The 26,021-nt window shown below is 69.2% G+C and carries 25 protein-coding genes; 8 read left to right on the plus strand and 17 right to left on the minus strand.

Annotated features, from left to right (window positions below):
* Window positions 1-405 precede the first annotated feature (405 nt).
* Entirely contained in the window at window positions 406-609 is a 204-nt protein-coding gene (locus ASF20_RS08815) for a ribosome modulation factor (protein ID WP_056219272.1), read from the plus strand.
* Window positions 610-693: 84 nt separating this feature from the next.
* Here the strand turns inward: ASF20_RS08815 and ASF20_RS08820 are convergent, their stop codons facing one another.
* Window positions 694-1,482: a Crp/Fnr family transcriptional regulator gene (locus tag ASF20_RS08820; RefSeq protein WP_244472743.1), complete on the minus strand. Its 789-nt coding sequence runs from the start codon at window positions 1,480-1,482 to the stop codon at window positions 694-696.
* An 870-nt stretch (window positions 1,483-2,352) separates the two neighbouring features.
* Here ASF20_RS08820 and ASF20_RS08830 point away from each other — a divergent pair.
* Window positions 2,353-2,826, plus strand: a complete 474-nt coding sequence (locus ASF20_RS08830) for a cupin domain-containing protein (RefSeq protein ID WP_056219264.1) — start codon at window positions 2,353-2,355, stop codon at window positions 2,824-2,826.
* Window positions 2,827-2,840: 14 nt separating this feature from the next.
* Here the strand turns inward: ASF20_RS08830 and ASF20_RS08835 are convergent, their stop codons facing one another.
* The 4 genes from ASF20_RS08835 to ASF20_RS08850 all read right to left on the minus strand — a co-directional run bounded on the left by ASF20_RS08835 (window position 2,841) and on the right by ASF20_RS08850 (window position 9,434).
* On the minus strand, window positions 2,841-6,296 hold the full coding sequence (locus ASF20_RS08835; RefSeq protein WP_056273064.1) for an SbcC/MukB-like Walker B domain-containing protein: 3,456 nt from the start codon (window positions 6,294-6,296) through the stop codon (window positions 2,841-2,843).
* Between the two features lie 512 nt (window positions 6,297-6,808).
* Window positions 6,809-7,444, minus strand: coding sequence for a DUF4194 domain-containing protein (locus tag ASF20_RS08840; RefSeq protein ID WP_056219257.1), 636 nt, complete (start codon window positions 7,442-7,444; stop codon window positions 6,809-6,811).
* 127 nt (window positions 7,445-7,571) lie between these two features.
* Complete coding sequence (locus ASF20_RS08845; protein ID WP_056219253.1) at window positions 7,572-7,841, minus strand: hypothetical protein; 270 nt, start codon at window positions 7,839-7,841, stop codon at window positions 7,572-7,574.
* 204 nt (window positions 7,842-8,045) lie between these two features.
* Window positions 8,046-9,434 (minus strand): Wadjet anti-phage system protein JetA family protein, encoded by a 1,389-nt coding sequence (locus ASF20_RS08850; RefSeq protein ID WP_056273066.1) that lies wholly within the window; start codon window positions 9,432-9,434, stop codon window positions 8,046-8,048.
* A gap of 152 nt (window positions 9,435-9,586) precedes the next feature.
* Here ASF20_RS08850 and ASF20_RS08855 point away from each other — a divergent pair, with 152 nt between their 5' ends.
* Together ASF20_RS08855 and ASF20_RS08860 are read left to right on the plus strand one after the other, a co-directional pair.
* The gene (locus ASF20_RS08855; RefSeq protein ID WP_056273069.1) at window positions 9,587-10,234 is read left to right on the plus strand and encodes a PRC-barrel domain-containing protein; all 648 of its coding nucleotides are present in this window, start codon (window positions 9,587-9,589) and stop codon (window positions 10,232-10,234) included.
* A gap of 14 nt (window positions 10,235-10,248) precedes the next feature.
* Complete coding sequence (locus tag ASF20_RS08860; RefSeq protein ID WP_244472742.1) at window positions 10,249-10,494, plus strand: hypothetical protein; 246 nt, start codon at window positions 10,249-10,251, stop codon at window positions 10,492-10,494.
* Between the two features lie 201 nt (window positions 10,495-10,695).
* Here ASF20_RS08860 and ASF20_RS08865 read toward each other — a convergent pair whose 3' ends face one another.
* The 6 genes from ASF20_RS08865 to ASF20_RS08890 all read right to left on the minus strand — a co-directional run bounded on the left by ASF20_RS08865 (window position 10,696) and on the right by ASF20_RS08890 (window position 14,433).
* Window positions 10,696-11,043 carry a hypothetical protein gene (locus ASF20_RS08865; protein WP_056273072.1) on the minus strand — a complete coding sequence of 116 codons (348 nt, stop codon included), beginning with the start codon at window positions 11,041-11,043 and terminating at the stop codon, window positions 10,696-10,698.
* A gap of 142 nt (window positions 11,044-11,185) precedes the next feature.
* Complete coding sequence (locus ASF20_RS08870) at window positions 11,186-11,632, minus strand: hypothetical protein (RefSeq protein ID WP_056273075.1); 447 nt, start codon at window positions 11,630-11,632, stop codon at window positions 11,186-11,188.
* Complete coding sequence (locus ASF20_RS08875) at window positions 11,632-11,955, minus strand: hypothetical protein (RefSeq protein ID WP_056273078.1); 324 nt, start codon at window positions 11,953-11,955, stop codon at window positions 11,632-11,634. The genes ASF20_RS08870 and ASF20_RS08875 overlap by 1 nt, the downstream gene beginning before the upstream one ends.
* A 264-nt stretch (window positions 11,956-12,219) precedes the next feature.
* Window positions 12,220-13,044, minus strand: coding sequence for an extracellular solute-binding protein (locus ASF20_RS08880; protein WP_056273081.1), 825 nt, complete (start codon window positions 13,042-13,044; stop codon window positions 12,220-12,222).
* Window positions 13,017-13,733 carry a phosphate ABC transporter ATP-binding protein gene (locus ASF20_RS08885; protein ID WP_056273084.1) on the minus strand — a complete coding sequence of 239 codons (717 nt, stop codon included), beginning with the start codon at window positions 13,731-13,733 and terminating at the stop codon, window positions 13,017-13,019. The genes ASF20_RS08880 and ASF20_RS08885 overlap by 28 nt, the downstream gene beginning before the upstream one ends.
* 4 nt (window positions 13,734-13,737) lie before the next feature.
* Complete coding sequence (locus tag ASF20_RS08890) at window positions 13,738-14,433, minus strand: ABC transporter permease (RefSeq protein WP_056273087.1); 696 nt, start codon at window positions 14,431-14,433, stop codon at window positions 13,738-13,740.
* A 73-nt stretch (window positions 14,434-14,506) separates the two neighbouring features.
* Here ASF20_RS08890 and ASF20_RS08895 point away from each other — a divergent pair, with 73 nt between their 5' ends.
* The gene (locus tag ASF20_RS08895) at window positions 14,507-15,499 is read left to right on the plus strand and encodes a substrate-binding domain-containing protein (RefSeq protein WP_056273091.1); all 993 of its coding nucleotides are present in this window, start codon (window positions 14,507-14,509) and stop codon (window positions 15,497-15,499) included.
* Here ASF20_RS08895 and glp read toward each other — a convergent pair.
* The 4 genes from glp to ASF20_RS08915 are packed head-to-tail and all read right to left on the minus strand — an operon-like array spanning window position 15,475 to window position 20,403.
* Complete coding sequence (gene glp / locus ASF20_RS08900) at window positions 15,475-16,728, minus strand: gephyrin-like molybdotransferase Glp (protein ID WP_056273094.1); 1,254 nt, start codon at window positions 16,726-16,728, stop codon at window positions 15,475-15,477. The genes ASF20_RS08895 and glp overlap by 25 nt on opposite strands.
* Window positions 16,716-17,261 (minus strand): molybdopterin-guanine dinucleotide biosynthesis protein B, encoded by a 546-nt coding sequence (gene mobB, locus ASF20_RS08905; RefSeq protein WP_056273097.1) that lies wholly within the window; start codon window positions 17,259-17,261, stop codon window positions 16,716-16,718. Before mobB ends, glp begins: the two co-directional genes overlap by 13 nt.
* Window positions 17,258-19,237: a molybdopterin biosynthesis protein gene (locus ASF20_RS08910; protein WP_200927204.1), complete on the minus strand. Its 1,980-nt coding sequence runs from the start codon at window positions 19,235-19,237 to the stop codon at window positions 17,258-17,260. Before ASF20_RS08910 ends, mobB begins: the two co-directional genes overlap by 4 nt.
* A gap of 8 nt (window positions 19,238-19,245) precedes the next feature.
* The gene (locus ASF20_RS08915) at window positions 19,246-20,403 is read right to left on the minus strand and encodes a molybdopterin-binding protein (protein ID WP_156647997.1); all 1,158 of its coding nucleotides are present in this window, start codon (window positions 20,401-20,403) and stop codon (window positions 19,246-19,248) included.
* A gap of 232 nt (window positions 20,404-20,635) precedes the next feature.
* Between ASF20_RS08915 and ASF20_RS08920 the strand changes: the two genes are divergently transcribed.
* The gene (locus ASF20_RS08920; RefSeq protein ID WP_244476362.1) at window positions 20,636-21,886 is read left to right on the plus strand and encodes a c-type cytochrome; all 1,251 of its coding nucleotides are present in this window, start codon (window positions 20,636-20,638) and stop codon (window positions 21,884-21,886) included.
* 7 nt (window positions 21,887-21,893) lie between these two features.
* Here ASF20_RS08920 and ASF20_RS08925 read toward each other — a convergent pair whose 3' ends face one another.
* Window positions 21,894-22,397 (minus strand): GNAT family N-acetyltransferase, encoded by a 504-nt coding sequence (locus ASF20_RS08925; RefSeq protein WP_082501241.1) that lies wholly within the window; start codon window positions 22,395-22,397, stop codon window positions 21,894-21,896.
* A 17-nt stretch (window positions 22,398-22,414) separates the two neighbouring features.
* On the minus strand, window positions 22,415-24,412 hold the full coding sequence (locus ASF20_RS08930; RefSeq protein ID WP_056273100.1) for a 4Fe-4S binding protein: 1,998 nt from the start codon (window positions 24,410-24,412) through the stop codon (window positions 22,415-22,417).
* Window positions 24,413-24,694: 282 nt separating this feature from the next.
* On the opposite strand from ASF20_RS08930, the gene ASF20_RS08935 reads away from it, so the two are divergent.
* The gene (locus ASF20_RS08935; RefSeq protein WP_056273103.1) at window positions 24,695-25,441 is read left to right on the plus strand and encodes a biotin/lipoate--protein ligase family protein; all 747 of its coding nucleotides are present in this window, start codon (window positions 24,695-24,697) and stop codon (window positions 25,439-25,441) included.
* Window positions 25,438-26,013 carry a DUF6505 family protein gene (locus ASF20_RS08940; protein ID WP_056273107.1) on the plus strand — a complete coding sequence of 192 codons (576 nt, stop codon included), beginning with the start codon at window positions 25,438-25,440 and terminating at the stop codon, window positions 26,011-26,013. Before ASF20_RS08935 ends, ASF20_RS08940 begins: the two co-directional genes overlap by 4 nt.
* Window positions 26,014-26,021 lie beyond the last annotated feature (8 nt).

Genomic DNA, 26,021 nt, shown 5'->3' on the forward strand with positions numbered 1-26,021 from the left:
CATCGGCCAGGGCCGACACACTGCAGGCACAGGTCTAACGTCAGCGCCTATCGCAATCCATGGTCCGCGCAATGGTTCCGACGCCTTCGCCGTCATGCTCGACAGCGCGTGAGCGACGCGCCGACGGGCGTGGGATAGGGAGGCGTGACGCGGCAGAACCCGCGATGGACACGGCTTCGAACTGCTTCGCAACCCCTACGCGGTCGAGGATCTATTCCGGAACCTCCGACGCGCGGTGGCGCATGCCGCGAATCATCGGCGCCACGGGTGAGAGCGCTCTCGTGATCGGACGCGGATGAACCGGAGCGACCGGCTCCGGGTTGACTCGCAACAGAGCCGTGCGACCGACGAACGCCATGGGACGTCCTCCCCCCGGCGTGCGGCCCAACCATCAGGATACGAAAAATGAGCGACGGTGCGACCGCCAGCGACAGCCCCTTCATCAAGGGCCGCAATGCCCGCCTCTACGGCAGGCAGCGCGAAAGTTGCCCCTATGCCGAGGGAAGCGAGGACCGAGCCGCCTGGATGCAGGCGTTCGACGAGGCCTCCGACGATCGTCCGGAAAGCGAAACCGGTACGATCGATCCCCAATCGTCCGTCAAAGCCTGAGCCGGGCCTATCACCCGGTGCTCTAAGAACCGGCGGCTCGGCACCCGAGCCTCGAACCGAGGCAGACCGACGCCTCGGTTCGAGTCATCCATCCAGACTGCGGCGACCGAGTTGCAGGTAGCTCGGGTTGAATTCGGCCAATTCGCTGAGGGTGGCCCAGTCTAGGATGGTCAGCCGCTTGCCGGACAAGGCGATGAGCCGCTGGCGGCGAAGGGCCTGCAGGGAACGGTTGACGTGCACGTTCGACAACCCGACGGTGACAGCGATGTCGCTCTGCGTGAACGGTAGTTCGTAGGTCATCCCCCGAGTCAGTCCCACCGCGTTGAGGCGCAGGTGCAGTTCGCAGAATAGATGCGCGATGCGCTCGACGGCCGTCCGGCATCCGATGTTGACGATCCACTCGCGGAGCGTGGCCTCGTTGACGAGGATGCTCATCCGGAGGGCCTGCCGGATGGCCGGGTGTTGCCGCAGGATCGCCTGCAGGGCATCCGCGTTCACGCGCGCCACACGGCAGGGTGAGAGCGTGCTCACGGCGTGATCCATCCGATTGATGAGGCCGGCCTCCAGGTTGCAATGGTCACCGGGCACCAGGAAGGCGGTGATCTGCCGTGCACCGTTCTGACGGAACTGGTTGCGACAGGCGAACCCCTTCACCACGATCAGAACGCCGTCGGCGGGCTCTCCCTCGCGAAGGATGTCGGTATGAGCGGGGTAGTCCCGCGCGGTTGTCGCCAGACGTGACAGCGCATTCCGATCCTCCGTCGACAAGTCCTGGAACGCTTCGAGCTTCTGTATCAGCGCAGACGCGGGCGACTCCATCATGGGGACGAGGACGCGATCGCCGGACGTTTGACTGCTGAGGGCCTGTCCCATGTCACACACTCCCGATCGCAAATTCGTCGTGGGCCCTCACGACGTCCCAGGGGATCGTGGGCTTCGCGAGCCAAGCCGCGCCGCCGAAGCCCCGCGTGATCGGATCCTCGCGATGGCAGGTCGTTGGCAGAACGAAGGTCACACTGTGCCTGCGGAAACACCGAAAGGGCCTTGAGCGGTCGCCATCCTGGCGCCGTGGCTCGATGACGGGCGGATCGACGCGTTGGCGCCTCCGAAGCGCCTCGGTCGCCGCCGCCGTCGTCAGCGGGCCGGCAACGCGAGAATCGGCCTCCCGGAGGATTTCGTACAAGTCGAGGGGGAGAATCGTGTCGCTTTCGGCGACCGGCCCCCGTGATGTTCCGGCTTCTTCCATCACTCGACCCTGTTTTCGAGACGGAGCCAGATCCCATCAGACCCGGAACACAAGTAAGCCCCTTATCCATTATCGATGCAAGTGCAGTATCGATGCAAGTGCAGTTGCCGATTTCGATCCGCAAGATTCCATGCGTCAACTGTGTGTGCGATACGAAACAATCATTTGTTAGACGTAGAGATCTGTCCAAAATCTATTACACGTGAAGGTGTCGCACTGACGTGATGGATCAGCCATCGGATATGCAACTTAGGATAGATTCACAACCGTGGCTGTTCCGTGGGCCGGAAATTCAGCGACCGCCATCGCTCCGCGCCATGGCGCTCACCGGCAAATCATCCGCCAGTATCGACGAAAAACGACATGTTGGTTTATGCATCCTGTACTTAAGGATCTATTCAGTCTTCTGTTCAAATCAATCGCCGAAAGTCGATGATTGCATTGCGGTTCGCATGCGGACCCATGACTTTCGGTCGGAGAGGTTCGGAGGATCTCGAATGGAAATTGCACGCCTGCTTCACACCTTCGCGGGTCCTGTGATGGCCCTCGTCGGCACGCTGCCGTCGTGGCGGCGGCCCGCCGCACCTCCCCCGGTGCTGGAGGGACCGGTCGAGCGGACCTACGACTTCCCGGCGCTTCAGCCGCGGGAATCCGCGTATTGGCCTGAGCGCTCACACATCCTGTCGGGCAAGCCGGAGCAGACGGCGACCTACGTCTACAGAAGCCCCGACGGCCTGTTCGCCGCCGGCATCTGGACCTGCCAGCCCGGCAAGTTCCGCATCGACTTCGGCCGGGCGGAGTTCATCCAACTGATCGCGGGCGTGGTGACGGTGACGGACGCGGAGGGCGTCGCGAAGACCTACCGGGCCGGCGATGCCTTCGTCACGCCGGCGGGCTTCTCCGGCACCTGGGACGTGATCGAACCGGTCAAGAAGCACTTCACCTGGTACGGTCCCGAGCCGGTCTGGTAGGGCGGCCTCGCGCCCTACTCGGCGGCGTCGGTGATCCGGAAGCCTTCGATGCCCTGGCGCTCGGGATTGATCGCCGCCAGGGCGCGCTTGGCAGCTTCCAGGGGGTGTTCGGCCTCGATTCGCACGGAGGAGAGATCCGGGCTCTTGTAGACGGTAACGATGGTGTCCATCACCTCGGTCAAGGTCGTCCGCTTGTCTTCCGGGGCCGCGATCAGCAGTTGCAGCCCCCACGCCTGATAGAGATCGACCAGGGCCTGACTGTTGCGCACGTCGAGCTTGGAGAACGCCTCGTCGAGAAGGCAGAGGCCGAGGCCGGGGTTCTCGTCGCCGGGTCGGTCGCCCGGATAATACGCCGAGGCGAGCGACGCCGCGATGGCGACGTAGAAGGGCGCCTGCGCTTCGCCGCCCGAACCTCGCAGCGCGCGGTTCGACATCGTGGTGCGGTTTCCCGCCCGATCCCGCATACCGATCTCGTAGACGAAGTAGTTCCGGTAGTCCGCGAGGCGCGCGGCGCTCTCCTCACCGGCGATCAGGGCGGTGATCTCGTCGATCGCCGCCGCGAGCGGACCATCGGGAATCGCGCCGCCCTCGTCCGGCAGGATCGCCTGGGCCGCATCCGGCGAGCGGGCGACCTCTGTCGCCAGGGCATGGACGGCGGCGTAGCGCCGATCCACCTCGGCCTCGAAGGCATAGGTCTGCCCCGTGAAGGTCTGGCTCGACAGGCGCTCGTTGAGGGCCTCAAGCCGGGCGCGTACGCGCTCGAACTTGTCCGCGAGCCGGGTCAACAGGTCTTCGATCATCAGGCGGCGCATCTCGCTCTCCGCCCGCCGCGCCTGGTCCCGGTAGCGCCGCAGTTCGTGGCTCGCCACCTCGTCATGGGCCCGCTTCGCCCAGCCGTAGCCGAAGGAGGCCGGCACGTCGCCCGCCCCCAGCGGATTTTCCACCCGCCACTGCACGCAGTACTCGGCGAGGTCGCGCTCGGCCGCCCTGCCCTGCGTTCGCGCCGTCTCCGCCGCTTCACGGGCTCGCGCACGCCCGGTATTGGCATGGCTCGCCAGCGCCTTGGCGTCGAGATCCGCACGCTCGGCACGCAGCGTCGCGAGCGCCTTCGGGTCGAAGGCGTCCGGACGCACGAGCCGGATGCGCATGCTGTCGCCGCCTGCCCAGCGCTGATACGCGGTCCGGCGCGCCTGGAGCGCAGCACGGGCGGCCTCGCGGCTCGCCGCAACCTTGGCATTCAGGCCGGCCTCCTCGCCCAGCAGCAGGTCTCGCTTCGGCTCCAGCACCTGGACGAGCTCGGTGAGATAGGCCGAACGCTCCTTGGCGAGCTCCGCGAGCTCGGCCTCCAGGACGCCGGTCTCGGCCCGCTCGACGCTCTCCCGCTCCGTGGTCAGGCTGCGGCGTCGGCCCTCGATCGCGTCCGCCTCGGCGCGCAATTCAGCGAGATCCAGGTTCGTTTCGGACAGGCGGCGCGCGAGGGCGGCCCCGATCCGGGCCGCTTCCCGCAGGACATCGGCCTCTGCCCGGGCTCGGCGCGCCTCGGAGACCGCTTGCCCCCAATCCTGGCGGCTCTCTGCGGTCGGACCCCGGTGGCCCCGGGTCATCATGAGCTGGACCGGGCGCACCACCGAATAAGCCATGCCCGAGGTCGAGCGCCCGCTCGGGGCCACGGCCCGGCTCATATGCGCGAGGGCCGCGTCGTTCGGGGCGAGATCGTAGCCGCCGAGGCGCGCCCCGAGGAAGGCCTGCGCGTGGGGATCGGCCGTCTCGATCAGGGCGAGCGGACCCTCGTCGTCGCGCCCGCCGCGCCGCCGGGCCGTATCGGTCGTCTTTACCAGGAGACAGCGGTAGAACTGGCTCTTGCGCGCTTCGAGATGCGCGAACGCTTCGTTGAGGCGGTCCGGTTGCACGACAAGCGCCTCGCGGGCGCCGCCGAGGAGGCCCTCGAGGGCCTGCCCCCATTTTGGATCGATGATCTCGGCCAGCTCGCAGATCGGTGTCGCCACGATGCCGAGGCGGGACAGCTCTTCGCGGAACGCCGCCACGTCCGAGGACAGACGCGGCGCCGCCCCCCGCCCCGCGCTCGGTGCCGGCGCGCGGGACTGCGCCTCGTTCTCGAGGGCGCGGGCGCGCAGCGCCGCGTCCTCCGCCGCCCGCTCGAGGGGCGTTGCGATCGGGGGCATTCCAGCTAGTCCGGCGAGCAACGCGGCGAGCGGTCCGTCCGACCGCAGGGTTTCTTCCGGATTGGCCTCGCGTCGCAGACCCGATCGGGCGCAGGCCTCCACCAGGCGGGCGGCCTCCGGCGAAACCTTGCGGATCTCGCCGAGGATCACCGCGAGCTTGCCGGTATCGAGGACAATTCCGACCAGTTCGGCGACCCGGGCGGCCAGGTCCCGTCGGTCGCGGGCCAGCATGGCGAGGCCGGCGTTCGAGGCGGCGAGGCGCCCCTCGGCGGCGGTGCCGGCGAGCAGCGCCTTCTTACCCGCGATCTCGCCGTCGATTTCGCGCACGAAGCCCTGGCTGGTGGCGACGCTCTCGCGCGCGATGCGCAGGCGCTCGGCGACATCCTTGAGGGTCTGGCGGGCGGTCACGGTGTCGATGATGCGCCGACGCAGGTCCGCATCAGCGGCGCGCAGGTCCCCGAGAACCGAGGCGAGGCTCGCCTCGGCCCAAGTCTCATAGCGCCCGACGATCCGGGCGAGGTGGGCGAGGCGCCGTTCCAACTCCTCGATGGTCTCGAGGAGGCGCCGCCAGGTCTCCACCGATTGCCGGATGCGGGCGACGTCCAGGGGCTCGGGTTCGAGCACGAAGGACCGGACGAAGGCGGACGAATCGAAGATCGGCTTGAACGCCACGGCGTTGGAGAAGGTGCGCAGGAAGTGGCGCGGCTCCGGCACCGCCGCGCCCTCGCGAAGGTTTCCGAGGAGTTCGGCGGTGAAGCGCTCGCCGGACGCTCGGTACTCGTCGAAGGTGGTCCCGCGGGTGCGCAGGTCCTTGGCAATCTCGGCCCAGGGCGCGACGAAGCTTCCGCCCGGCGCTTCACGGACGTAGTCGGCGACCTCGAAGCGGTGGCCGACATGGACGAAGCGGGACAGGGTCGTCTCGCGGCTGTCTTCCGCCCGGGCCACCAGGGCGAGCCCGGCGGAGACGACGCGCCCCGTGGTCTCGTTCTCGAAGACCAGGACGATCAGTGTCTCGCAGGCTTCACGGGTAGGGCGTCCGCCCTCGGCCGGATCGCTGATCCAGCCGAGGCAGTAATCCCGCACGGTCCGGGCGCTGCGTCCCGAGGCCGAAGCGTTGAGGGCGAGGCGGCTGGCATTGTTGCCCGCCAGCACCGTGCCGACCGCATCGAAGATGGTCGACTTGCCGGCCCCCGTAGGTCCCACCAGCGCAGCCGCGCCCCGGATCCGAATCTGCTCACGGCGGATCAGGTACCAGTTCGAGAGGACGATATCGGTAAGGCGGTACACGGCCGGCGCTGACGATCCCGAGTTCGAGAAGACATCCCTCGCATGAACGCTGAGCGCCCGGGATGCAAGCCGGCGGGGCCGCTGGCCTGGGGACGCGGCACCGCTGGGCGAGAGTCGGGACGATCCCACGCTCCCCGCGCCGCGTCGCGTCGTGGGAGGCCGCGGAGTTGGGACTGGCGCGGGAGGCGATTAATGCGGCAATCTCCTCCAAGGCGATGTTGCGCTGACTCAGCGAGAGGGGGCGGTGGACCCGGAAGAACCCGGCGTCCAGGACATCGGCCGGCGCCGTTGGGTCCTCCGAGCGGATCGTCGTTACCGCTCGATCGCGCCTGTTCCGGCCGCATCCCGCGATGGTCGCGCCGCCGGGCGACCGGAACCGATGCTCGAAGGCTGGAAGCCAGGGGATTGCGAGGACAAGAACGCCCTCGACGCGGTGGGCGATCGACTCTCACCGCGGATGCGCAGCCTCCTCGATTTCCTCGGCAAGCGCGTGCGGATCGACGCCTCAGACCTCACGCCTCCTCGTCGCCGCGCGCAGCCCCCCAGGCTCGGACCTGATCCATCCAGGCGTCCGGCGACAACACCGCGATCCCGGGCATCACCATCAAGGGTGTGATCTTCTCGACCTTGTCGCGTTCGCCCAGGCGCAGGGCCCCCTTGCGCGCGAACAGACGGAGGATCTCGGTGAGTCGAGCCTCTTCCGGCGGATCGCTACGCGTAGCGGTGCGGATCGATTCGACGATGTCGTCGGTCGTGCATTCCACGACACCCTCGGTGGTCACCCGGTGGGCACGCAGGCCTTCCTCGTAGGCGAGACGCAGGGCGAGCAAGACCAGAGTCTCGTCCTTGCGCAGGCGCTCGGCCTGAGCATCGTGACGGACGCCCTCGGGCGGAACCCGCAGGCACACCATCTGATCGCGATGCATCACGTCGAACTGGTAGCCGAGGCACGCGAAGTAGGCTTGGAAGAAGGGCGCGTAGTGCCGTGCGAGCTCATAGGAGCGCCCGATGCCCGGTGTTCCGGCATAGACGCATTGGCTCTTCAGGAGGACCTGAAGCGCCCGGGTCAACTCCTCTTCCGAAGGCGCGCGGGCTCCGGGCGGCGGCAAGTCCTCACCGTCGACGATGGCGCGAAACGATTCGAGCATGGCTGGCCTCGCGGTCGCGGGATCTGCCCGCGCCGGCCAGTGTCTCTAGCGCCTCGCGGCGACGCGCGCCAACGGTCGTGGCCGCGAGCGGGTCCGCGAGAGTGCGACGCCAGTTCCGCGATGTCGTTCAGGCCGCGACGGCCGGCGTCGCACGAAAGAGCGAGAGGCAGGCCGTGTCGCGGTGCATGCTGAGGATCGAAGCGCGGTCGAGCGAGGGATTCGCCGCGAGAACGCGCTGGACCTCGGAAACGATCGCCTCGTAGCGGGCCGGATCGTAGTTCGGTTCCAGCGGGCTGACCGCAATGTAGGTCTCGACCACCAGGACTCGCTCACAGCGCTCCCGGCCGACTTCCGCGGCAATCCAGGCGGACTTGATCAGGCATTTGGCGCTGGTCATGGACGAACGCTCCCGCAGTCTTCTCGAATTTCGTGTCGCATCGCGCGAATAAAATCCAGCGGAGCATGAACCCGTCACAGTATTTTGCCAAGGCCCGGGATTAAACCGGGATCATCAATTCAACCGATCGCGACGAACGCTGTCGCGCAGAGAATTCGACCGTGAAGGCAGCATAGCCGCGAGCGGACTCGGACGGCCCCGGATCTAGCGGCGCAGCGCCGGCGCCCGCTCCAGCAGGAAGTCTGGGCAATCGAGCCAGCCATTCGACACCCGACCCTCTATCCGCGAAAGCCGATAGCGGCCCCGCAGGCTCCCGTCGAACAGGACGTCGATCTCCCGCAGGCGCTGGAACACGACGAAATCGTCGACGTCGGCGATCCGGATCTGGGAGCCCCGGATGGTGCGCTCCGGCCCGAGCCGTGCCTCGATAAAGGCCACGATCCGCTCGGGCGTGACCGCGACGCGCTCCCGGAACGCGTCCTTGGCGGCGATGAAGGCTTCGATGACGGGATCGATCTCGATCTCGGGCAACGGCTCGCATTCGATCGCCGCCCGGCGCAGGCGCGGTGCGTAACAATGCGGCTCGCCGATCGGGGGACGGAACAGCGAGACCTGGGGATCGGGCAGGCCGGCGAGGTCGTCATCGCCACCAGCCACCGCCCGCAAGGCCGCGGCCGTGCGCTCGATCCGGTCGGAATCCCGATGGTCTAGGTAGCGCAGGGTGGCGGCGATCCGGCGCTCGAGCCGGGCGACGATGTCGGCGACCACGTCGAGGTGGCGATCGAGCCCCTCGAAGATCGCCAGGATCTCGGCCAGATCGCCGCGGACGGCGCGCTCGGCCGTCTCCCGGTCGGGCGCCCGCCCCTCCCGGAGCCCCGCATCGGTCAGGACGCGCAGGGTGAGGGGATCGCGCAGGGCACGGCCGGCCTCGCGCACGATTCCCGACCGGAAGCGGAAAGGATTGAAGCGGGTGTGCAGCGTCCGGTAGTCGCTGACGAGGTGCCGCGCGACGAACTCCTCGAAGTAGAGGCGCAGGGCGACGCCCTGATCCGCCTCGCGCAGGATGCGCTCCTCGCTCTTGCGCATCGATCCAGCCAGGCTGCGCAGATGACTGAGGAAGGTACGGGCCGACTTGGCCGCGTTGACCAGGGCCTCGGATCGCTCGGCTGGGTTGGCGATCGCGCTTTCCAGACTGCCCAGCACGTCGAGGACGGCACCGCCGTAGGAGCGCCGCTCGCCCCTGTCGAGCCGCGCCAGTTCCTCGATGACCATCCGGGCCTCGGGGTCGAACTCGACCACCGGAACATAGCGCTCCCGCCGCTCCACCAGCCAGCCGGCATCGAGAAGGCGGCGATAGACGACCGAGCGGCGCTCGCTCGGTTCCACCGTGCCGGAGGCGTCGTCGTCGATCTCCCGGTCCACGAAATCGGCGGCGAAGTCACCGATCGCCGTCATAAGTTCGCTCTTGCGCAGGGGTTCGGCGGTGTCCCCGAAGACCCGACCGTGCAGGTGCAGCAGGAGCGCCGCATTGAAGGCCCGGCTCGGCGAGGCGAGCGGCTTGAACAGGTCGTCGGAGAGGTGTGTGAACAGCATGGTGAAGCCGGCAGAGATCAGCCCTGCCCGGCGCGGAGAGTCAAATCGCCGGAGGGGTGGCGCGCGGATCGCCCTGAACTCAGGACGTGAACCGCGCGTTGTCCACCGGTCGTTCGCGTTCTGCGAAGCCAGTTGTTTTCGTGGAGTTTGCGATGTCTGTCCGCCGCCGGAGCACCCTGCTCCTCGCCCTGTCCGTTCTCGCTCTGCCGCTGGCGTCCGGGAGGCCGGTCCATGCACAACCGGCCTCGGACGGAACCGGCGCCGGGTTTGCCCAGCCGCAGCCGGGGGCGATGCGGGGATCCAAGATGATCGGCCTTCCGGTGGTGGGCATGGACCATGTGCGGGTCGGATCGATCGAGGACGTTCTCATCGGCGACGCCGGGAAGGTCGAGGCGGTGGTAATCGGCGTCGGCGGCTTCCTCGGAATCGGCGAGAAGCTGGTGGCAATTCCCTACGACTCGCTCGCGTGGAACATGAAGGACGTTCCCCTCACGCGTGGGCCGACCTCGGTGGTCACGCCCGAGACGAAGCCCAGCACCGAGGCCGCAGCCCGCGTGCAGCCCGAGACCATGCCGGGGGCCGACACGACGCGCGAGGTCCTGGGCGCCGTCCAGAACAAGCACACCGATCAGGTCACGGCGACCACCGGCACGGTCGACGAAAACCGGAAGGCGCCCGACGATCGCGCCACGGTGCTGGCCGGCGGTGTGCCCATCGAGGCCGAGATCCGCATGACCAAGGTACAGCTCAACGCGGCGCCGGCCTTCCAGTACGGAGCGGCCCGCCAGGCCGACAAGTAGCCGTGGAGACCACGATGACGATGACCCGAACTCTCACCACGAGTGCCTTCCTGTGGACGGCAACGCTCGGAAGTGCGCTTGCCCAGCAGACCAATCCGGCCCCACCGATCCCGGAGACGGGGCCAGCCGGCTCGAATTCCGCCGCCGCCAACGCGGCGGCGACGGATTTCAACTGGATCTGGCTGAGCCTCGCCATCGCGGTCGTCGCGCTGGCGGTCTGGTACGTCGCCCGGCGCCGGCAATCGGGAAACATCCGCTGAGAGCACAACGCCCGTCGATCCGATCGGCAATTCGTGAACGCCGTTTCCGCGAGAGGGCAACGGCGTTCATCGAGCCGACAGCTCACGACGTAGAAGCTCCGCCCATTCAACCGGGCCCGAGGGGCTCAGAAATCGGACGAGGTTCAGCACATAACCCAATCCAAATTCACCCTCGCCGCCTTATCACTTTTTCTCTCAGCCTCAGCGGTGCTGCCGGCCCTTGCGCAGTCTGACGCAGCGATTCAGCGCCGCGACAACGGGCGAGCGGCTGCGGAGCGCCGCGATCTGAACCGCGCTGAGCAATCGAGCGCCGATGATCGCAGGTCCGCCGGGACGGACCGGGCCAGGGAATACCATGATGGCGCAGTCTTGCGCCGAGACGAACGGCGCGGAGACCGAGCCGCCATCGCGCGGGATCAGGCGGCCGTCAACCAGGACGGGGCAGGTCTGCGCAGAGACAATCACGCTGCGGCTGTCGGTCGGAGTGCCGTTAACCGAGATCGTGCCAGGGCCGATCACGGCGCCGCCGTCGTCCGTCGCGATCGGCACTGATTAGACGAGAGCGCCGGGCAATCGCAGGATTGCCCGGCAGATCGATCCGGGAAACCGTCCTGCGGCACCGCTCGGACCGCAGGCGTGACGAGGTGCGGCCCGGAGGACTCGTCGTTCGTACGAGCGGCGGGTCCAGCGACTACTCAGCGACGCCTTCCACGACGTTCACGAAGCGCGCGCTCAGGCCCTCACACCCGGGGCACCACGGCGAGCGGTAGAGGCCGTAGGCGAAGAAGCACCCGGCGAAGTTGGCGTAGCCCGTCGGGCCGGCGTAATCGACGATGAGCTTGTCATCGACTCTCACCTTCAGCAGGCCCTCGCCGCCGGCCCCATCCGCGAAGTCAATGGCGACCGCATAGGAGCGATCCCGCTGCAACGGGACGACGGCCTCCGGTCCCAGATCGACGTGGCGGCCTTGTTCCTGAGATCCGGCCGTGGGGAAGGTGGCGAGATCAACGTAGAGGACTTCCTCCCGAGCGTGAGGGGCCTGCGGCCTGACCCCGATCGAGAAGGGCGGATTTCGCCAGCGCTCGCCCGGGCTCGGGCGTGCGTTGTATTGGCTGACGATGCACCAATCGTGCGTCATCAGCAGGCCCGGGAGAACGTTGATCGTGAAATGGCCCGCATCGTTTTTCCGGGTGGATGAACATCGCGTCGACTTGCGTCGAAGACCGCCATCGCCCGGGCCGGCGCGTCCCGCAGCCGGCCCGCGTAATGACGCGCTTCATTCGCGGAAAGGTCACCCTTCTGGATGCTGAAGGTTCGCACCCTTCGGCCATCAGACAACTCGTCTCTGCACGCCCCTCGGGTGACAGGGAGGTCGAACCGCCATGCCGGCAGGATGAACCGGACCCCGTGACCGTCTTCCAGGATCTCCTCGCCGTCGGTGTGCTCGATGAACTCGGTCATGATTCACCGATAGGCCCTGGAGCGAGATGGCAGCAAGGCACTCGACGTGGCGCCGTCCGCATGCCCGCATCGCATCCCGATCAGTGTCAGGGCGCGCACCCTGCGCGACGCATTCTCGTCGCGCATCGCCGCAGCCGGCAGGCTTGCGGGAGCCGACGTCACCCGTCTCGAAGAAAAGATCGATGAACGATTGCCCCGCCCGGAGGGCAGCTCGACCCGACGCTTTCCTCGATGATCCGGCTTCCCCGTACGAAAGCTTCGGCCCTACTTGCTCGCGTTGGGGAAGAACAGCTCCTTGCCCTCGATCTTGTAGCTCGCGATCGCCGCCTGCCCCTCTTGTGAGATCAGCCAGTCGATGAAGGCTTGGCCCTCCTTCGCCTTCACGTTCGGATGCTTGGCCGGGTTCACCAGCATCACCCCATAGGGATTGAACAGGCGCTTGTCGCCCTCGACGAGAATGGTGAGATCGCCGCGATTCTTGAACGCGAGCCAGGTCCCGCGGTCGGCCAGGAGGTAAGCGTTCAGGGCCGAAGCGGTATTGAGGGCCGGTCCCATGCCCTGGCCGATGTCGCGGTACCAGTCGCCCTTGATGTCCGCGAGATCGACGCCGGCTTCCTTCCAGGTCCGCAACTCGGCACTGTGGGTGCCGGACCGGTCGCCGCGCGAGACGAACGGAGCCTTGGCCACCGCGAGCTTGCCGAAAGCCGCGACCGCGTCGCCCCCACGGACACCGGCCAGGTCGGATTTCGGTCCAATCAGGACGAAGTCGTTGTACATCACGTCCCAGCGCTTCGTGGCGAAGCCCTCGGCCAGGAACTTCTCTTCGGCCGGGCGATCATGCACCAGAACCACGTCGGCATCGCCCCGGCGGGCCGCGTCGAGGGCCTGTCCGGTGCCGAGGGCCACGACCTTCACGGCGATGCCGGACTTCGCCTCGAAGAGCGGCAGCAGGTGCTTGAACAGGCCCGATTGCTCGGTGGACGTGGTGGAGGCAACGACGATGGAAGCCGGTGTGGCTCGGACGCCGGATGCGGCACCGAGCGCGAACAGGAGGCCGAAGGTCAGGAGGCCGCGGCGAAGGATGTCCAAGGAAGTTCTCCGGTGATGTAGGCCCGCGTTTCGGGGGCCCGGGGCGAGGTGAGAAGCGTGCGGGTCGGACCCTGCTCGACGGCCCGCCCTCGGGCGAGCACGACGACGTCGGCGGCGAGCCGCGTGACCTGTCCGAGATTGTGGGAGACGAGCACCACCTTCGTGCCCTGCCGGGCGATCTCGGCGATCAGGCCCTCGACCAGTTCGGTGGCGCCCGGATCGAGATTGGCGGTCGGCTCGTCGGCGAGGAGGAGATCGGGTTCGACCGCCCAGGCCCGCGCGAGTGCGAGGCGCTGCTGCTCGCCGCCGGAGAGGCGGGTCGCCGGCGCCGAAGCCCGGTCGCCGAGGCCGACGCGCGCTAGTGCAGCGTGGGCGCGCCGCGTCCGCTCGATCCGCGACAGGCCGAGGGGCGTCAGCGCGAGGGCGACATTGGCGAGCGCGCTGGCCCGCAGGAGAGCCGGGCGCTGGAAGACGAAGGCGCGCCGCACAGGGCCGGCGCCGACGATCCGCACCGACCCGGCATCGGGTGCGAGCAGGCCGTCGATGACGCGCAGCGTGGCGCTCTTGCCGGCGCCGTTCGGCCCGATCAGCGCCGTGATGCCGGCGGCGGAAATCCCGGCGCTCAGGCCATCCAGGATAGTGGTGCCGTTCCGGGCGAGCGCGAGGTCGCTGAGTTCGATCGCGGGCATCGGCTCAGCCGTAGGCGCGCGCGGCGTGGGCGCGCAGGGTCGCCGCCAACGCGTTGATCAGGATGACGAGCCCGATCAGCACCAGCCCGAGCGCGAGGGCCAGACTGAGGTCGCCCTTCTGGGTCTCCAGAGAGATCGCCGTGGTCATCGTGCGGGTGTGACCATCGATGTTGCCCCCGACCACGAGGACGGCGCCGATCTCCGAGATCGCGCGCCCGAACGCGGCCAGGGCCGTCGTCACGAGGGAGAAGCGCGTATCGTGGATCAGCGCGAGCGCCCGGCGCGGGGCCGACAGTCCGAGCGAACGCAGTTGCTCACCGAGATGCGCCTCGGCATCGGCGACCACCTGCCGAGTGAGCGCCGCGACGAGAGGCGTCGCCAGTACGGCCTGGGCCGCCACCATCGCGCCCGGGGTAAACAGGAGACCGAGCGACCCCAGCGGGCCGGAGCGCGACAGCACGAGGTAGAGCACCAACCCGACGATCACCGGGGGGAGCCCCATGAAGGCGTTCAGCAGCCCGACCAGGACCGATCGCCCCGGAAACATGGCGACCGCCAGAAAGGCCCCCACCGGGATCCCGATGCCGAGCCCTATGCCCACGGCGGTGAGGCTGACACGCAGGGAAAGCCACGCGATCACGAGGACATCGCGGTCGAGGGTCGCCAGACGCGAGATCGTCTCCTGAAAGGTCTGAAGCATCGTCACCGGGCTGCACGGGGCCTCGCGGGATGATACGGGGGAGCGGGAAAGATCAATAGGAAAGACTTTGCCGATGCGTGTATCGACGCCTCTCACGCTGCAGGCCGATGGCGATTGGAACGGTCTCGCGCTGCGGACGACCTTCGCCCTGCTGCACGCGCTTTCCACCTCCACCTCGCTGCTCGTCGCCGCGCGAAGACTCGGAATTTCCTATCGTTCGGCCTGGAGCCGGGTCTCGGACCTCGAAGCCACCCTCGGACAGCCGGTGGCGATCAAGACCAAGGGGCACGGCACGGTGCTCACACCGTATGGTCGTACGCTCCACGCGACGCTGTCAGGGATGTACGATCGGCTCGGCCCCCTTCTCGCCGCCGAGGCTGACCGGATGACGGAGGCCTTGCGCAGGCTGGAGGCCCGTCAATTGCCCCCCCTGAGGCTCGCGGCGAGCCACGATCCGCTGCTTCTGGGTGTCGTCGAAGCCCGGGCGGACGTCGAGCTCGCGATCGCCGGAAGCCTCGACGCCCTGTCGCATCTTCGTACCGGGAGCGCGGATGCGGCGGGCTTCCACTACGGCTCCGAAGGTCCGGCCCCGGATCCCTTCGATGCCGTGTTTCGCGATCCGGACCTCCGCGTCCGACCGTTGTTCCGGCGTCAGCAGGGCCTGATGCTTCCGCCCGGCAACCCGCACGGGGTCACCGGCGTCCGCGACATCGCCCGCCTGGACCTGCGCTTCGTGAACCGCCAGCGGGGTGCCGGGACGCGCATCTGGTTCGAACGTCTCTGCGCCGAGGCTGGTCTGGAGAGCCGCGCGATCCGGGGGTCGCAGACCGAGGAATTCACCCATCAGGCCGTCGCCGCGCTCATCGCCACCGGCACCGCGGATGTCGGCATGGGGACACCCGCGATCGCCGAGCGCTTCGGCCTCGCTTTCCAGTCCCTGGGCTGGGAAACCTACTTCCTGGCCGCCCGCACCACCGTCGACGAGGCGTTGTTAACGCAATTGACGGAGGCCGCCGGACGAGCGGCGTCCGTCACCCTCGGCTACCAGAGCACGGCGTGCGGATAGAAGGTGAGGATGTCGCCCGCGGCCACGGCTATCACCGTTTCGTCGAGTTCGACGAGGCCGTCGCTCTCCGTCAGCGACGAGAGCACACCGGCACCTTCGCGGGGGTACTTCACGGCCTCGAGGACGGCATCGGGCCCGAGGGCGACGCTGACGCGGACGTATTCGCGCCGGCCCGCCTTCTTGCGATAGGCGAAGGCGGCCCGGACGGGCTGGCCGAGGGGTGCAACGTCGTTTGCGCCGCCCAGGCGCGCGAGGAGTGGGCGCACCACGAACAGGAGCGTGACGTAGACGGCACCGGGATTGCCCGGCAGCCCGATGAACGGCGTACCGTCGACGACGCCCATCGCGACCGGACGGCCGGGCTTGATCGCAAGGCGCCAGAACATCAGCGCGCCGACCGCCTCGACGGCGGCCTTCACGTGGTCTTCCTCACCGGTGGAGACACCGCCCGAGGTCAGGATCAGGTCATGCTCCCGGGCCGCTTGCCGCAGGCGCGCCGCGAGGGCATCGGGTTCATCGCGCAGGATGCCGAGATCCGCGACCTCGGCTCCGAGGCGGGCGAGCAGGGTCGCGAGCATGACGCGGTTCGAATCGTGGATCGCGCCGGAGGGAAGCGGCGCGCCCGGCTCTGTAAGTTCGTCGCCGGTGGAGAACAGGGCGACCCGCAGGCGCGTGCGCACGGCGATCCGGTCATGGCCGGAAGCGGCCGCGAGGGCGAGATCCTGCGGCCGCAGGCGCCGCCCAGCCGGGATCGCGCAGGCCCCGCGGGCGATGTCCTCACCGGCGTCTCGAGCGTTGGCGCCGCGTTTCAGCCCGGGGGGCAGCACGACGACGTCGCCCTCGCGGCGCACGTCCTCCTGCATGAACACCGTGTCGGCCCCGGGCGGCATCGGAGCCCCGGTGAAGATCCGGATCGCGCCGCCAGCGCCCGAGATTCCCTCCGCGGCCGTCCCCGCGCGGAGCCGACCGCGGACCGGGAGCCGCGTCTCGCCCTCCAGGCTGAGGTCACCGTGGCGGATCGCGTAGCCGTCGACGGCGGAATTCGGGAATGGAGGCACGTCATGGAGCGCCAGGACGGGCTCGGCCGCCACGCGTCCATCGGCCAGCCCGAGCGGCAGCCACTCGGTCCCGGCCAGGATCGGCAGGCGCTCGCCGATCAGCGCCACGGCGTCTTCGATGCGCATCAGCGCACCGCCGAACGCGAAGCAGTCGTCGGTCAACTGGGCCATGGTCCCTCCAAGTGCGCCAGCGCCGTCTCCAGCGGTTCCGACAGGGCGAGGACGAGGTCGGCGATTCGCGCGATGGCGTCGAGATCGACGATCGGCACCGGAGCATCCGTGAAGGGCTGGTCGCTCGCGACCGCCACGATCCGGGGATCGTCGGGGTAGATCGGCGGCTTGCCGTTGGCGGCGCGGTGGACCTCGAGCTTGGCATGCACGTCGCGCTTGAAGCCCTCGACGATGACGAGATCGCAGGGCGAGAGCCGGCGCAGGAGCTCGCCAAGCCGCGCTTCCCGCTCGGCGCCGATCTCGTGGATATGGACCCAGCGCCGCGACGACGACACGATGACCTCGGACGCTCCTGCCTCGCGATGGACGTAGGAATCCTTGCCGGGATGATCGACGTCGAAGGCGTGGTGCGCGTGCTTGATCGCTGCGACCTTCACGCCGCGCGCCGTCAGCAGCGGGATCAGCCGGGACAGGAGCGTGGTCTTGCCCGCGCCGCTCCAGCCCGCGAGGCCGATGACCCGGGCGGGGTTCACGGCGCCTCCGCGGGTGAGAACCCGGCTTCGCTGAGGAGGGCGCGGGTCTCGGGATCGCGCAGGCAGGCGAGGAAGGCGGCGAGTGCCGGCCGTTCGCGGTGCTCGGCGCGGTAGGCGAAATCGTAGCGCTCATCGGCGAGCGGCAGAAAACCGAGGCCGTAGGCCCGCGCCACGGTGGCGATGGCGACGCCCCAATCGGCCCGCCCCTGGGCCACTGCCGCCGCCACGGCGTTGTGCGAGCGCGGCTGGTTCCAGTACCCGGGCGGACGGGCGCCCTTCAGGAGGCCGTCGACCAGGGCGCGGGTGCCCGAGCCGGTATTCCGGTTGACCATCACGATCTCGGGTTCGGCCAAGGCCGCGGCGACAGCCTCGTCCGGCAAGCAGCCCTCGAACAGGGGATGGCCGGGCTTGAAGACAACGCCCTGCAGGCGTCCCCAGCCTTCGGCCAACTCCAGTCCGGGCCCGAGGAACGGCCGGTTGTAGATGCCCGTCTCGGTGTCGAGGAGATGCATCGCGGCGAGGTCGCACTCCCCCCGGCCCAGGGCGGCGAGCCCCCCGGCCGAGCCGACCCAGATGGGCCGTGCACGAAGTCCGTGCTCCGCGAGTCGCCCGATCACCCGGTCGAGTCCGACGCAGTGACTGCCGATGATCGTCAGATCCGGCGGTCGGACGCCGGCACCGAGCCGGGTGACCGACACGGTTTCCCCGGCCTCCAGGCCGGCCCGGGCGGCGGGAACCGCGAAGAAGCCGTCGGCCTGCGAGAAGGCCGTCACCGAGCCGGATCCCTTGGGCAGCGGCAGGGCGCGCAGGCCGCCCTCCGTCTCGGCCAGGGCGGTCATCACGAATTCCGTGCGCCCGCGCTCGGAGGGCACGCGCTGAGGCAGGATCGCCGGGACAAAGGTGTCCTCCCGCGGCGCCAAGCCGGCCATCGCCCGCACCAGCGGCACCACGACGTCGTGGAACGTGAACATCGCCGACGTCGGAAAGCCCGGCAGGACGACCACGGGCGTCTGTCCCGCGACCGCGAGGCAGAGGGGCTTCCCGGGTTTCAGGGCGACCCCGTGCACGAGGATGCCGGGTTTGCCGAGGCGCTGAAGGATGCGGTGCGAGACGTCGCCGGCCCCCTTCGAGGTCCCCCCCGACAGGACGACGATGTCGCTGTCGGCGATGGCGGTGCGGAGGGCCGCGTCCAGGGCGGCCTCGTCGTCGCGAACGATACCGAGTGGCCAAACGGTGCCGCCGTTCTCGCTGACGGTCGCGGCCACGATCGGCCCGTTGGAATCGTAGATCGCCCCGGGCTTCAGCGCCCGGCCCGGCGCCACCAGTTCGTCGCCGGTCGAGAGAATCGCGACCCGAGGCCGGCAGACGACGTCGACGGCGGCGAGGCCGCAGGCGGCCAGCATGCCGATCTCGCGCGCGGTGATCGGCATGCCCTTGCGCAGGACCGTCTCGCCCGAGGCCATGTCGGCCCCGGCATAGCCGATGAACTGGCCCGGCCGGGCCGGACGGATGAGGTCGATCGCGAGGCTGTCGGGGCGGAACTCGGTTTGTTCGACCATCACGACGGCATCGGCGCCGCGCGGGACGACTCCGCCGGTGGCGATCGGCGTCGCGGTGCCGGGGGCCACCGCCATGACCGGCGCGACCCCACAGGCGAGGATCTCGCGGTTCAGGATCAGGCGCCGCGGCCGCGCCTCGTCCGCGCCCTCGGTATCCGCAGCGCGCAGAGCGAATCCGTCCACGAGGGCGCGATCGAAGGGCGGTACGTCGATGGGCGAGGCGACGTCGTGGGCCAGGACGCGCCCGAGTGCGTCGGCGAGGGACACGGTCTCGGTCGCGAGGGGCGCGTGCGGCACCGCCGAGCGGAAGCGCGCGAGGGCCTCTTCCCGGCTGACCACCGTGAGGAATTGCTCCTGGCGCGCGGCCTGCGCCAGCCGGTCCAGGAAGGCGTCTTCCGCGGCGGTGTCGGTGGGCACGGCGTCGCTCACAGCGCGAGCCCCGGGACGACGCGGCCGGCCGGATATCCTTCCGATTCCGGTCCGACGAGGATCGCCGCATCGGCGTGGATCAAGCTGGCCAGCGCAAGGTCGCTGCCGCCCAGCGGCAGAAGGCCGTCAGGCATCCGGCGGGCGAAGACGATCTCGCTCATGCCGATGGTGGAGGCGATCTTGCCCAGAAGCGGTGCGCCGATTCCCGCCGGAGCCCGAGCTCCGGACAGACTCGCGATCAGCGGGCGCGCGAGGGCGACGAAGGCGCCGAGCGCCGCGTCGGGGCGCCCCGGCAGCAGAATGACAGGCCGTCCTCCCACCTCGCCGAAGCCCGCGGTGTCCCCCGGCTGGAGGGCGATGCCATGCGCCCGCACCGTTCCAGCCAGGGCCAGTCCGGCGGAGGCGTGGTCGTTGTGTCCGAAGCCCGTCCCGCCGATCGTTAGAACGGCGTCGCCGTCCTGTGTTCTGAGCACATCCGCGATCGCGTCCGGTGATTTGGCGGCCACGATGTTGGCCACCAACGCGCCCGCCGCGGTGATCCAATGTGCCAGGAGGGGGGAGAGGGTGTCGGCCTCGGGCGCTCCCGCGACGATCAGGGTCAGGCGGGGACGGCGTAGGGCGAGACTCGCGAAGCCGGCCGCCTGAAGGGCCAGCCGGTGCAGGGCCGTCACCCGCTGACCGGTGGCGAGGAGCAGGGTGCCGGGCGAGGCTTCGGCACCGGCCGTACGCACGCCCTCCCCCACCGGGACATCGGCCACGATGGACGATCCCTCGATGGCTTCGGGGGGCAGGATCGTGTCGACATCCTCCGACAACCGCGCGCCGGCCTCGACCCAGGGCGGGCGCCCCACGACAAGAATCGGTGCGAAGGGCGAGGCGCCGACGACGTCCGCACCGCGCACGGCCCAACCGTCCCGCAGGGCCGTCGCAAATTCCGGAATGGCCCGCGGCGCATGGCAGTCGACGGCGCCGGTCCCGCCGAGGCCCTCGGCGAGCGGCACCGCCTCCGGTGCGACCGGGACAAGGTGCTCCGTCAAGAGACGAACGGCCTGCGTCAGTCGCATGAGGGCCGAGGATGCGGTCCGGCGCGGACCGGGTGCCGCTGCGGGCGAGCCGGCCTCCGGTTCGAGGGCGCTGCGGTTGGATGCGATCATGCGTCGAGCGATGCGCCATCGCCGAGCGATGATCAAGCGCCCCCCGGGTCTCCCGCGTCACCGGGTCCCGTCTCCATGCAGCGACATCTCTCTGGCGGATCGTCTAAATTCGCGCGCCGGGCCGGTATCCCGGCGTTTCCTCGCGGGGGATGCAGTGCAGGTATTCGGCAAAGCCTTGGTCGATCGCGTCCCGTCCAGGCGGGCACTCGCCTTCTGCTTCCTCGCGTCCCTTGTGTCAGGCTCACCCGCCGCCGCGCAGTTGCGCGGCCACGGCGGCCCGGTTCGGGCGCTGGCGGTCGCGCCGGGGGGTGCCCTCGCGATCTCAGGCGGCTTCGATCAGGCCGCGATCCTGTGGGCGATCGACAGCGGCAGCGCGCTCACCGTCCTGCGCTTCCATGACGGGGCCGTAAACGCGGTCGCCGCCTTGTCCGAGGGCGGCTTCGTCACGGCCTCGGAAGATGGCCGTATCGCGCTCTGGCGCGCCGGCCAACCCGAGCCGGAGCGGGTCTTCACCGAACATGCGGGGCCGGTGGCGGCGCTGGCGGTCTCGCCTGACGGATCGCTGCTGGCCTCGGCCGCCTGGGACGGAACCGCCCGGATCCGCCCGATCGCCGGCGGCCCGGCCCGCGTGCTCGCGGGGCACCAGGGCAACGTGAACGCTGTCGGCTTCCTGCCGGATCGGCGGCCGGTCACCGCCGGCTACGACGCCACCGTGCGGATCTGGCCGCGGGCCGACGACCCCGCGGGCGTGCCCATCGTGGTCACGCTGCCCACCATCCTGAACGCGCTGGCAGTGACGCCGGACGGCGAAATCGCAGTCGCGGGCGGGGACGCGGTCGTACGCCTGTTGCACCCGGACGGATCGGTCCGTGCCTCGGTCGATGTCGGGCCGAACCCGGTCATCGCGCTCGCGCCCTCCCCCGATGGCCGCCGGATCGCCGCCGCCACCGCCGGCGGCGCGGTCGCGGTGATCGACCGGGAATCGGGGACGATCCTGCACCGCCTCGTCGGGCCGGGCCTGCCAGTCTGGTCCATCGCGTGGCGCCCGGACGGACGCGAACTCCTCACGGGCGGCAGCGACCGGCTGATCCGGCGCTGGGATGCCATGAGCGGCGAACCGATCGGTCCCCTGGCGATGCCGCGTCCGTCGGATGCCCTGGCCGCGTATCACGGGGACCGGGGCGCCGAGGTGTTCCAGGCCTGCGTCGCGTGTCACGCTCTCACCCCGGAGGACGGCCCCCGCGCCGGCCCCACGCTCGCCGGCATCATCGGCCGGCGCATCGCCACCGCGCCGGGCTACCGCTATTCCGACGCCTTGAGGGGCATGGACATCGTCTGGGACGCGCGCACCATCGCTCGGCTCTTCGAAATAGGCCCGACCCGCTACACACCGGGGACGCGGATGCCGGAGCAGACGATCAACCGGGCGGAAGACCGGGAGGCACTCGTGAAGTTCTTGGAGAGCGCGACGGCGACGCGCTGAATCCGGCTCACAGCGTCCGGATCATGTAACGGGCCTCGCCGCCGTAGCTGGCGAGCGTCCTCGCCGTCGCGTCGCCCGGCGCGCAGCTTCGAAAGCCGTGGCGCTCCCAGAACCGCACGGTCCCGTTGACCGCCACCAAGGCCAGGTCGTGCAGCCCGGCATCCCGCATCCGGCCGATCAGGAGCGCCAGACCCGCTCTGGCCTGCCCTGCACCGGCGAGCGCCGGGTCGATGCCGAGGTCATGCAGGTAGGCAGCGCCCTCCGCCGACGGCACGGGCGCGAGTGATCGGTTCAAGGGCGGAACTCGTCCAAGCGGCCAGGGATACGCAACCGCATACCCCGCGACGCCTGCATGCGCGTCGCTCAGAGCCAGACACAGGCGGGCTCCCAACGCGAGCCGTTCGCCGAAATGCGCGGCATCCTCCGGATGGTCCGGGAACAGCCGGTCGGCCAGGGCGACGACCTGTACGAGATCCCGTTCCTCCATGCTCCGCCACGTCCAGTCGCCCATGGCAGCGGCCGATCCGGCTAGATCGCCTCGCCGCGGGCGGCGCGCTCGCGGAGATAATCCTCCGTGGTGCGCGGACGGTCGCGCTCGGGGCCGGCATGGGGATCGAAGCCCTGATTCACCGCGACCTCGACACGACAATCTTCGCACATCATGAGGGCCTGCACGCGCGCTTCGCCGGCTTCGCCCCGGAACATCCAGTGCCGGTCGCGCAGCTTCTGCACTACGCGCTCGATGGTGCTGCGCGTGCCGAAAGGCTTGGCGCAGGCGATGCACGCGAAGGGCTCCTCCTCCTTCACCACCCGCCTTGGCGCGGCCCAGGCCTCGAAATCGACGCCCGGCTTCAGGGTGATGACACTCTCCGGGCAGGTATTCGCGCAGAGACCGCACTGCACGCAGAGGCTTTCCTCGAAACCGAGGAACGGCCGGTCGGCACTGTCCGACAGTGCATGGGTCGGGCAGGCGCCGACGCAGGCCAGGCAGAGCGTGCAATCCTCGGTGCGGAACTCCAAGCCGCCGAATGGAGCCCCCCCGGCCAGCGCGATGCGCGCCACCGGCTCGGGGGCTGCCGCATGCATCTCGTTGAAGGCAAAGCGTAGAACTTCTCGCTTGCCGCCGATCGGCATGAAACGAGAGGGAACGCCGGCCGCTTTTCCGACCCGCTGTCCTGCCAGGGTGGCGCCCAGAACATCCGGGTCGTCGGTTTCGATCAGGGAGACGACCGGCTCTGAGGTTCCGCTGCCAAAACCGAGCCCGCGCGCCAGGGTGTCGCCGAGGGTCACCGCCCGGCGCAGACTGTCGAGATCATGCTTGGGTCGGTCGCGGGCGAGAATGCGGACCCCGGCGGCGCCGTACGCAAAGAGTGCCGCGAAGGCCTCCGGGCCCAGTTGCGTGATCTCGTTCACCCGCACGGGCAGCACGTGGGCCGGCAGGCCGTCTCCATGACGGGCGAGGGCGTCGATCAGAGGTTCGCCGTGGTCGCCATCGTGAAACAGTATCACGCCGTCACGACCGCCAGCGGCCTGGTAGGCGACCATCAGGGTCCGCAGCCGGCGCATTAGCGCATCGGCCGGCGGCAGCGCATAGGCGGCAGCCCCGGTCGGGCAGACCGAGGCGCAGTTTCCGCACCCGGCGCAGATGTAGGGATCGATCGCCACCGTATCGCCCGCTGCCGCGATCGCCCCCGTCGGGCAAACCTCGAGACAGCGGGTACAACCGGTGACGCGGGAGCGTGAATGAGCGCAAAGCTCGGCGTGGAAATCCACGAAGCGCGTCTTGTCGAAGGTGCCGACGAGGTGTGACGCCTCCGTTATCAGGCGCTCGACCGCCGCCGGATCTCTCGGATCCGCGCGGAGATAGCCGAGCCGGACCTCGTGCGCCGGAAACAGGGCGACGCCGCCGGTGACGTCAAGGACGATGTCGCAGGTCGAAGTGGCGCCGTTGCGGCTCGCTCCGAACAGGAGATGCGATCGGGACGACGGAGCCGGCAGGGCATAGTCGTCGATGCGCAGCTCGAAGGCCCCGAGCCGTCCCTTGGCGCCGGCGATCGTCCCCTGCACGATCGGAAAGTCATTGCGCTTAGGCGGCTCGACCGTTTCCGGCCGACTTAGAAGCACCGTCACGTCGAGGTGCTCCGCGAGACGGCGGCCGATCTCGATGGCGGTCGCATCGCGACCATAGACAAGTGCGATGCCCTGGCTCTCGATCGCGACGGTGGCTGCATCCGGGACCGGCTCGGCGCTGGCGGCGAGCAATGCTGCCATCTTCGGGCCAGCTGCGTCACCCTGGGACGACCAGCCTGCCGTCTCGCGAATTTTGGCGTAGACCACCCGGTCCTCGGCGCCGAGCTCGGAGGCGACCTCGTCGAAGAGGGGCGACTGCAGGGTGCAGGATACGGTGACCGCACCGCCCGCCTGCACGGCGCCCCGAAATCGGTCGAGCTCGCGGCCGCAGAGCTGATCGGCCACCCTGAGCGTCCCGCCGCACCCACGCCCGATCGCCTCGGCATCGAGCGACATCGTCTTTTCGCAGGTGCAGGCGAATACGATACGGTCGGACACGGACGAACCCTGGATGGATCTGGGGAAGCTGACGCAGACGACGGGCCGGCACAGCGATGGCCTCTTCGCGTCGTCGTTCGTATCTCATATACTCAAATGGTTCAAAACTGCGATCCGACACCGGAGCGCAGCGACGACGCGTCCCGCGCGCATCTTGCGCCTTGTGCCTCGGTCGCCGGGACGACATCTCGGTGGCAGCGCTTCTCCCGCAACCGGTTCCTCGCGAGTCCTGCCTTCTCCGTGACGACAACCCCAGACCTCGATCTCCGATCGACAGCACTCGCTCTGCCACCGGCATTCACCGGCCGCCTGGTGGGAGGTGCCTGTGATGCCTTCACGGAAGCCCGGTCGCTGGCCGAGCATCAGGGGGCTGATGCGGCGGGCACCCTCGTGCTCACCGAACGCGCGGGCGTGCTCGACCTTGCAGTGGTTCTGGCGCCGGAAGAGCCGCTGGTCTCGGCGCGCCGCGCATTCCTGGCTGCCATGACGGCCCTGGCCGACGCTGTCGGCGCGCATGGTCCACCGGAGAAGCCGCTGACCTTCGGCTGGCCCGACGTGCTCGTCTTCGACGGCGCCCGGCTCGGGGGTGGGCGGTTGGGCTGGCCCGCCCACTGCCCGGAGGAATCGACGCCGGACTGGCTCGTCTTTTCGGCCATGCTTCTTCTCTCGAAAGGAGCCACCGGCGATCCGGGGCTCACTCCTGGTTCGACGGCCCTCGACGAGGAGGGCTTTCCGGCGGACATCCGGTTTCCGCTGGTGGAGAGCTTTGCCCGCAATCTGATTCGGACGTTCTCCCTCTGGGCGGAAGATGGCTTCGACGGGATCGCCGCCCGCTACCTCGCGCACCTGCCGACACCGCCGGGCGTGCCGGTCCATATCGATCGGGCCGGCGACGTCATCCTGGGTGAGTCCGAGCGCTGGCCTCTGGCGCGGCTGCTGCGCGAACCGGCATGGCTTGATCCTGAAACCGGGACGGTCCGTTTATGACGGCGCTCAAGCTGCCGCGCACACTGCGGCTCGACCCCTCTGATACCTTCGTCTTCGCGCATCCGGCCGAGCCGGGTGAATGGGCGGTGACGGGCTCGTTTCTTTTCTGGGACCAGGATCTTTCCGCCCTGGAGGGGAAAGCGCGCGCCGCCTTCCGGTCCGGTTTCGTCGGGGTGACGTCTCTCGGCTTCTCGACCCTGGTGGTGGTGACCGAAGCGTCCGAGACCGAGCGCGATGCCGCGGTCGAGGATTTGGCTCGACATCTTCACGAGCGTCTCGGTGCACCGGACCGGGTGACCGCACGGGCGGCGGCCCGCGAAGAGCTCGACTTCGCAGCCTCCCTCTGCGGCGTTCCCGTCGGGAGCGTCGTAGCGATGCACCGGACCCAGACGGACGGCGAGATCACCGAAGCCTTCCGGACGTTGCACAAGCGCGATGCCGGAACGCCGGGAGCCGACCGTCTGCATGCCCATGCCCGCGCCTTTCGCTTCGTGGAGACCGATGAGGAGGAACCCGAGGAACGCGCCGATCTCATCGGGCTCGCGCGCGCTTCGGCTTCCTCGGGAAACTGATCGATGCC

The sequence above is a fragment of the Methylobacterium sp. Leaf88 genome, from assembly GCF_001422795.1.
Lineage (GTDB): Bacteria > Pseudomonadota > Alphaproteobacteria > Rhizobiales > Beijerinckiaceae > Methylobacterium.

What these genes read in the sequence shown, in the direction of transcription:
- ASF20_RS08815 (WP_056219272.1), top strand. Translation starts at nt 406, where the DNA reads ATGAGCGACGGTGCGACCGCCAGCGACAGCCCCTTCATCAAGGGCCGC.
- ASF20_RS08820 (WP_244472743.1), bottom strand. Translation starts at nt 1,482, where the DNA reads ATGGGACAGGCCCTCAGCAGTCAAACGTCCGGCGATCGCGTCCTCGTC.
- ASF20_RS08830 (WP_056219264.1), top strand. Translation starts at nt 2,353, where the DNA reads ATGGAAATTGCACGCCTGCTTCACACCTTCGCGGGTCCTGTGATGGCC.
- ASF20_RS08840 (WP_056219257.1), bottom strand. Translation starts at nt 7,444, where the DNA reads ATGCTCGAATCGTTTCGCGCCATCGTCGACGGTGAGGACTTGCCGCCG.
- ASF20_RS08845 (WP_056219253.1), bottom strand. Translation starts at nt 7,841, where the DNA reads ATGACCAGCGCCAAATGCCTGATCAAGTCCGCCTGGATTGCCGCGGAA.
- ASF20_RS08850 (WP_056273066.1), bottom strand. Translation starts at nt 9,434, where the DNA reads ATGCTGTTCACACACCTCTCCGACGACCTGTTCAAGCCGCTCGCCTCG.
- ASF20_RS08855 (WP_056273069.1), top strand. Translation starts at nt 9,587, where the DNA reads ATGTCTGTCCGCCGCCGGAGCACCCTGCTCCTCGCCCTGTCCGTTCTC.
- ASF20_RS08860 (WP_244472742.1), top strand. Translation starts at nt 10,249, where the DNA reads ATGACGATGACCCGAACTCTCACCACGAGTGCCTTCCTGTGGACGGCA.
- ASF20_RS08870 (WP_056273075.1), bottom strand. Translation starts at nt 11,632, where the DNA reads ATGACGCACGATTGGTGCATCGTCAGCCAATACAACGCACGCCCGAGC.
- ASF20_RS08875 (WP_056273078.1), bottom strand. Translation starts at nt 11,955, where the DNA reads ATGACCGAGTTCATCGAGCACACCGACGGCGAGGAGATCCTGGAAGAC.
- ASF20_RS08885 (WP_056273084.1), bottom strand. Translation starts at nt 13,733, where the DNA reads ATGCCCGCGATCGAACTCAGCGACCTCGCGCTCGCCCGGAACGGCACC.
- ASF20_RS08890 (WP_056273087.1), bottom strand. Translation starts at nt 14,433, where the DNA reads ATGCTTCAGACCTTTCAGGAGACGATCTCGCGTCTGGCGACCCTCGAC.
- ASF20_RS08895 (WP_056273091.1), top strand. Translation starts at nt 14,507, where the DNA reads ATGCGTGTATCGACGCCTCTCACGCTGCAGGCCGATGGCGATTGGAAC.
- glp (WP_056273094.1), bottom strand. Translation starts at nt 16,728, where the DNA reads ATGGCCCAGTTGACCGACGACTGCTTCGCGTTCGGCGGTGCGCTGATG.
- ASF20_RS08915 (WP_156647997.1), bottom strand. Translation starts at nt 20,403, where the DNA reads ATGATCGCATCCAACCGCAGCGCCCTCGAACCGGAGGCCGGCTCGCCC.
- ASF20_RS08925 (WP_082501241.1), bottom strand. Translation starts at nt 22,397, where the DNA reads ATGGGCGACTGGACGTGGCGGAGCATGGAGGAACGGGATCTCGTACAG.
- ASF20_RS08930 (WP_056273100.1), bottom strand. Translation starts at nt 24,412, where the DNA reads ATGTCGCTCGATGCCGAGGCGATCGGGCGTGGGTGCGGCGGGACGCTC.
- ASF20_RS08940 (WP_056273107.1), top strand. Translation starts at nt 25,438, where the DNA reads ATGACGGCGCTCAAGCTGCCGCGCACACTGCGGCTCGACCCCTCTGAT.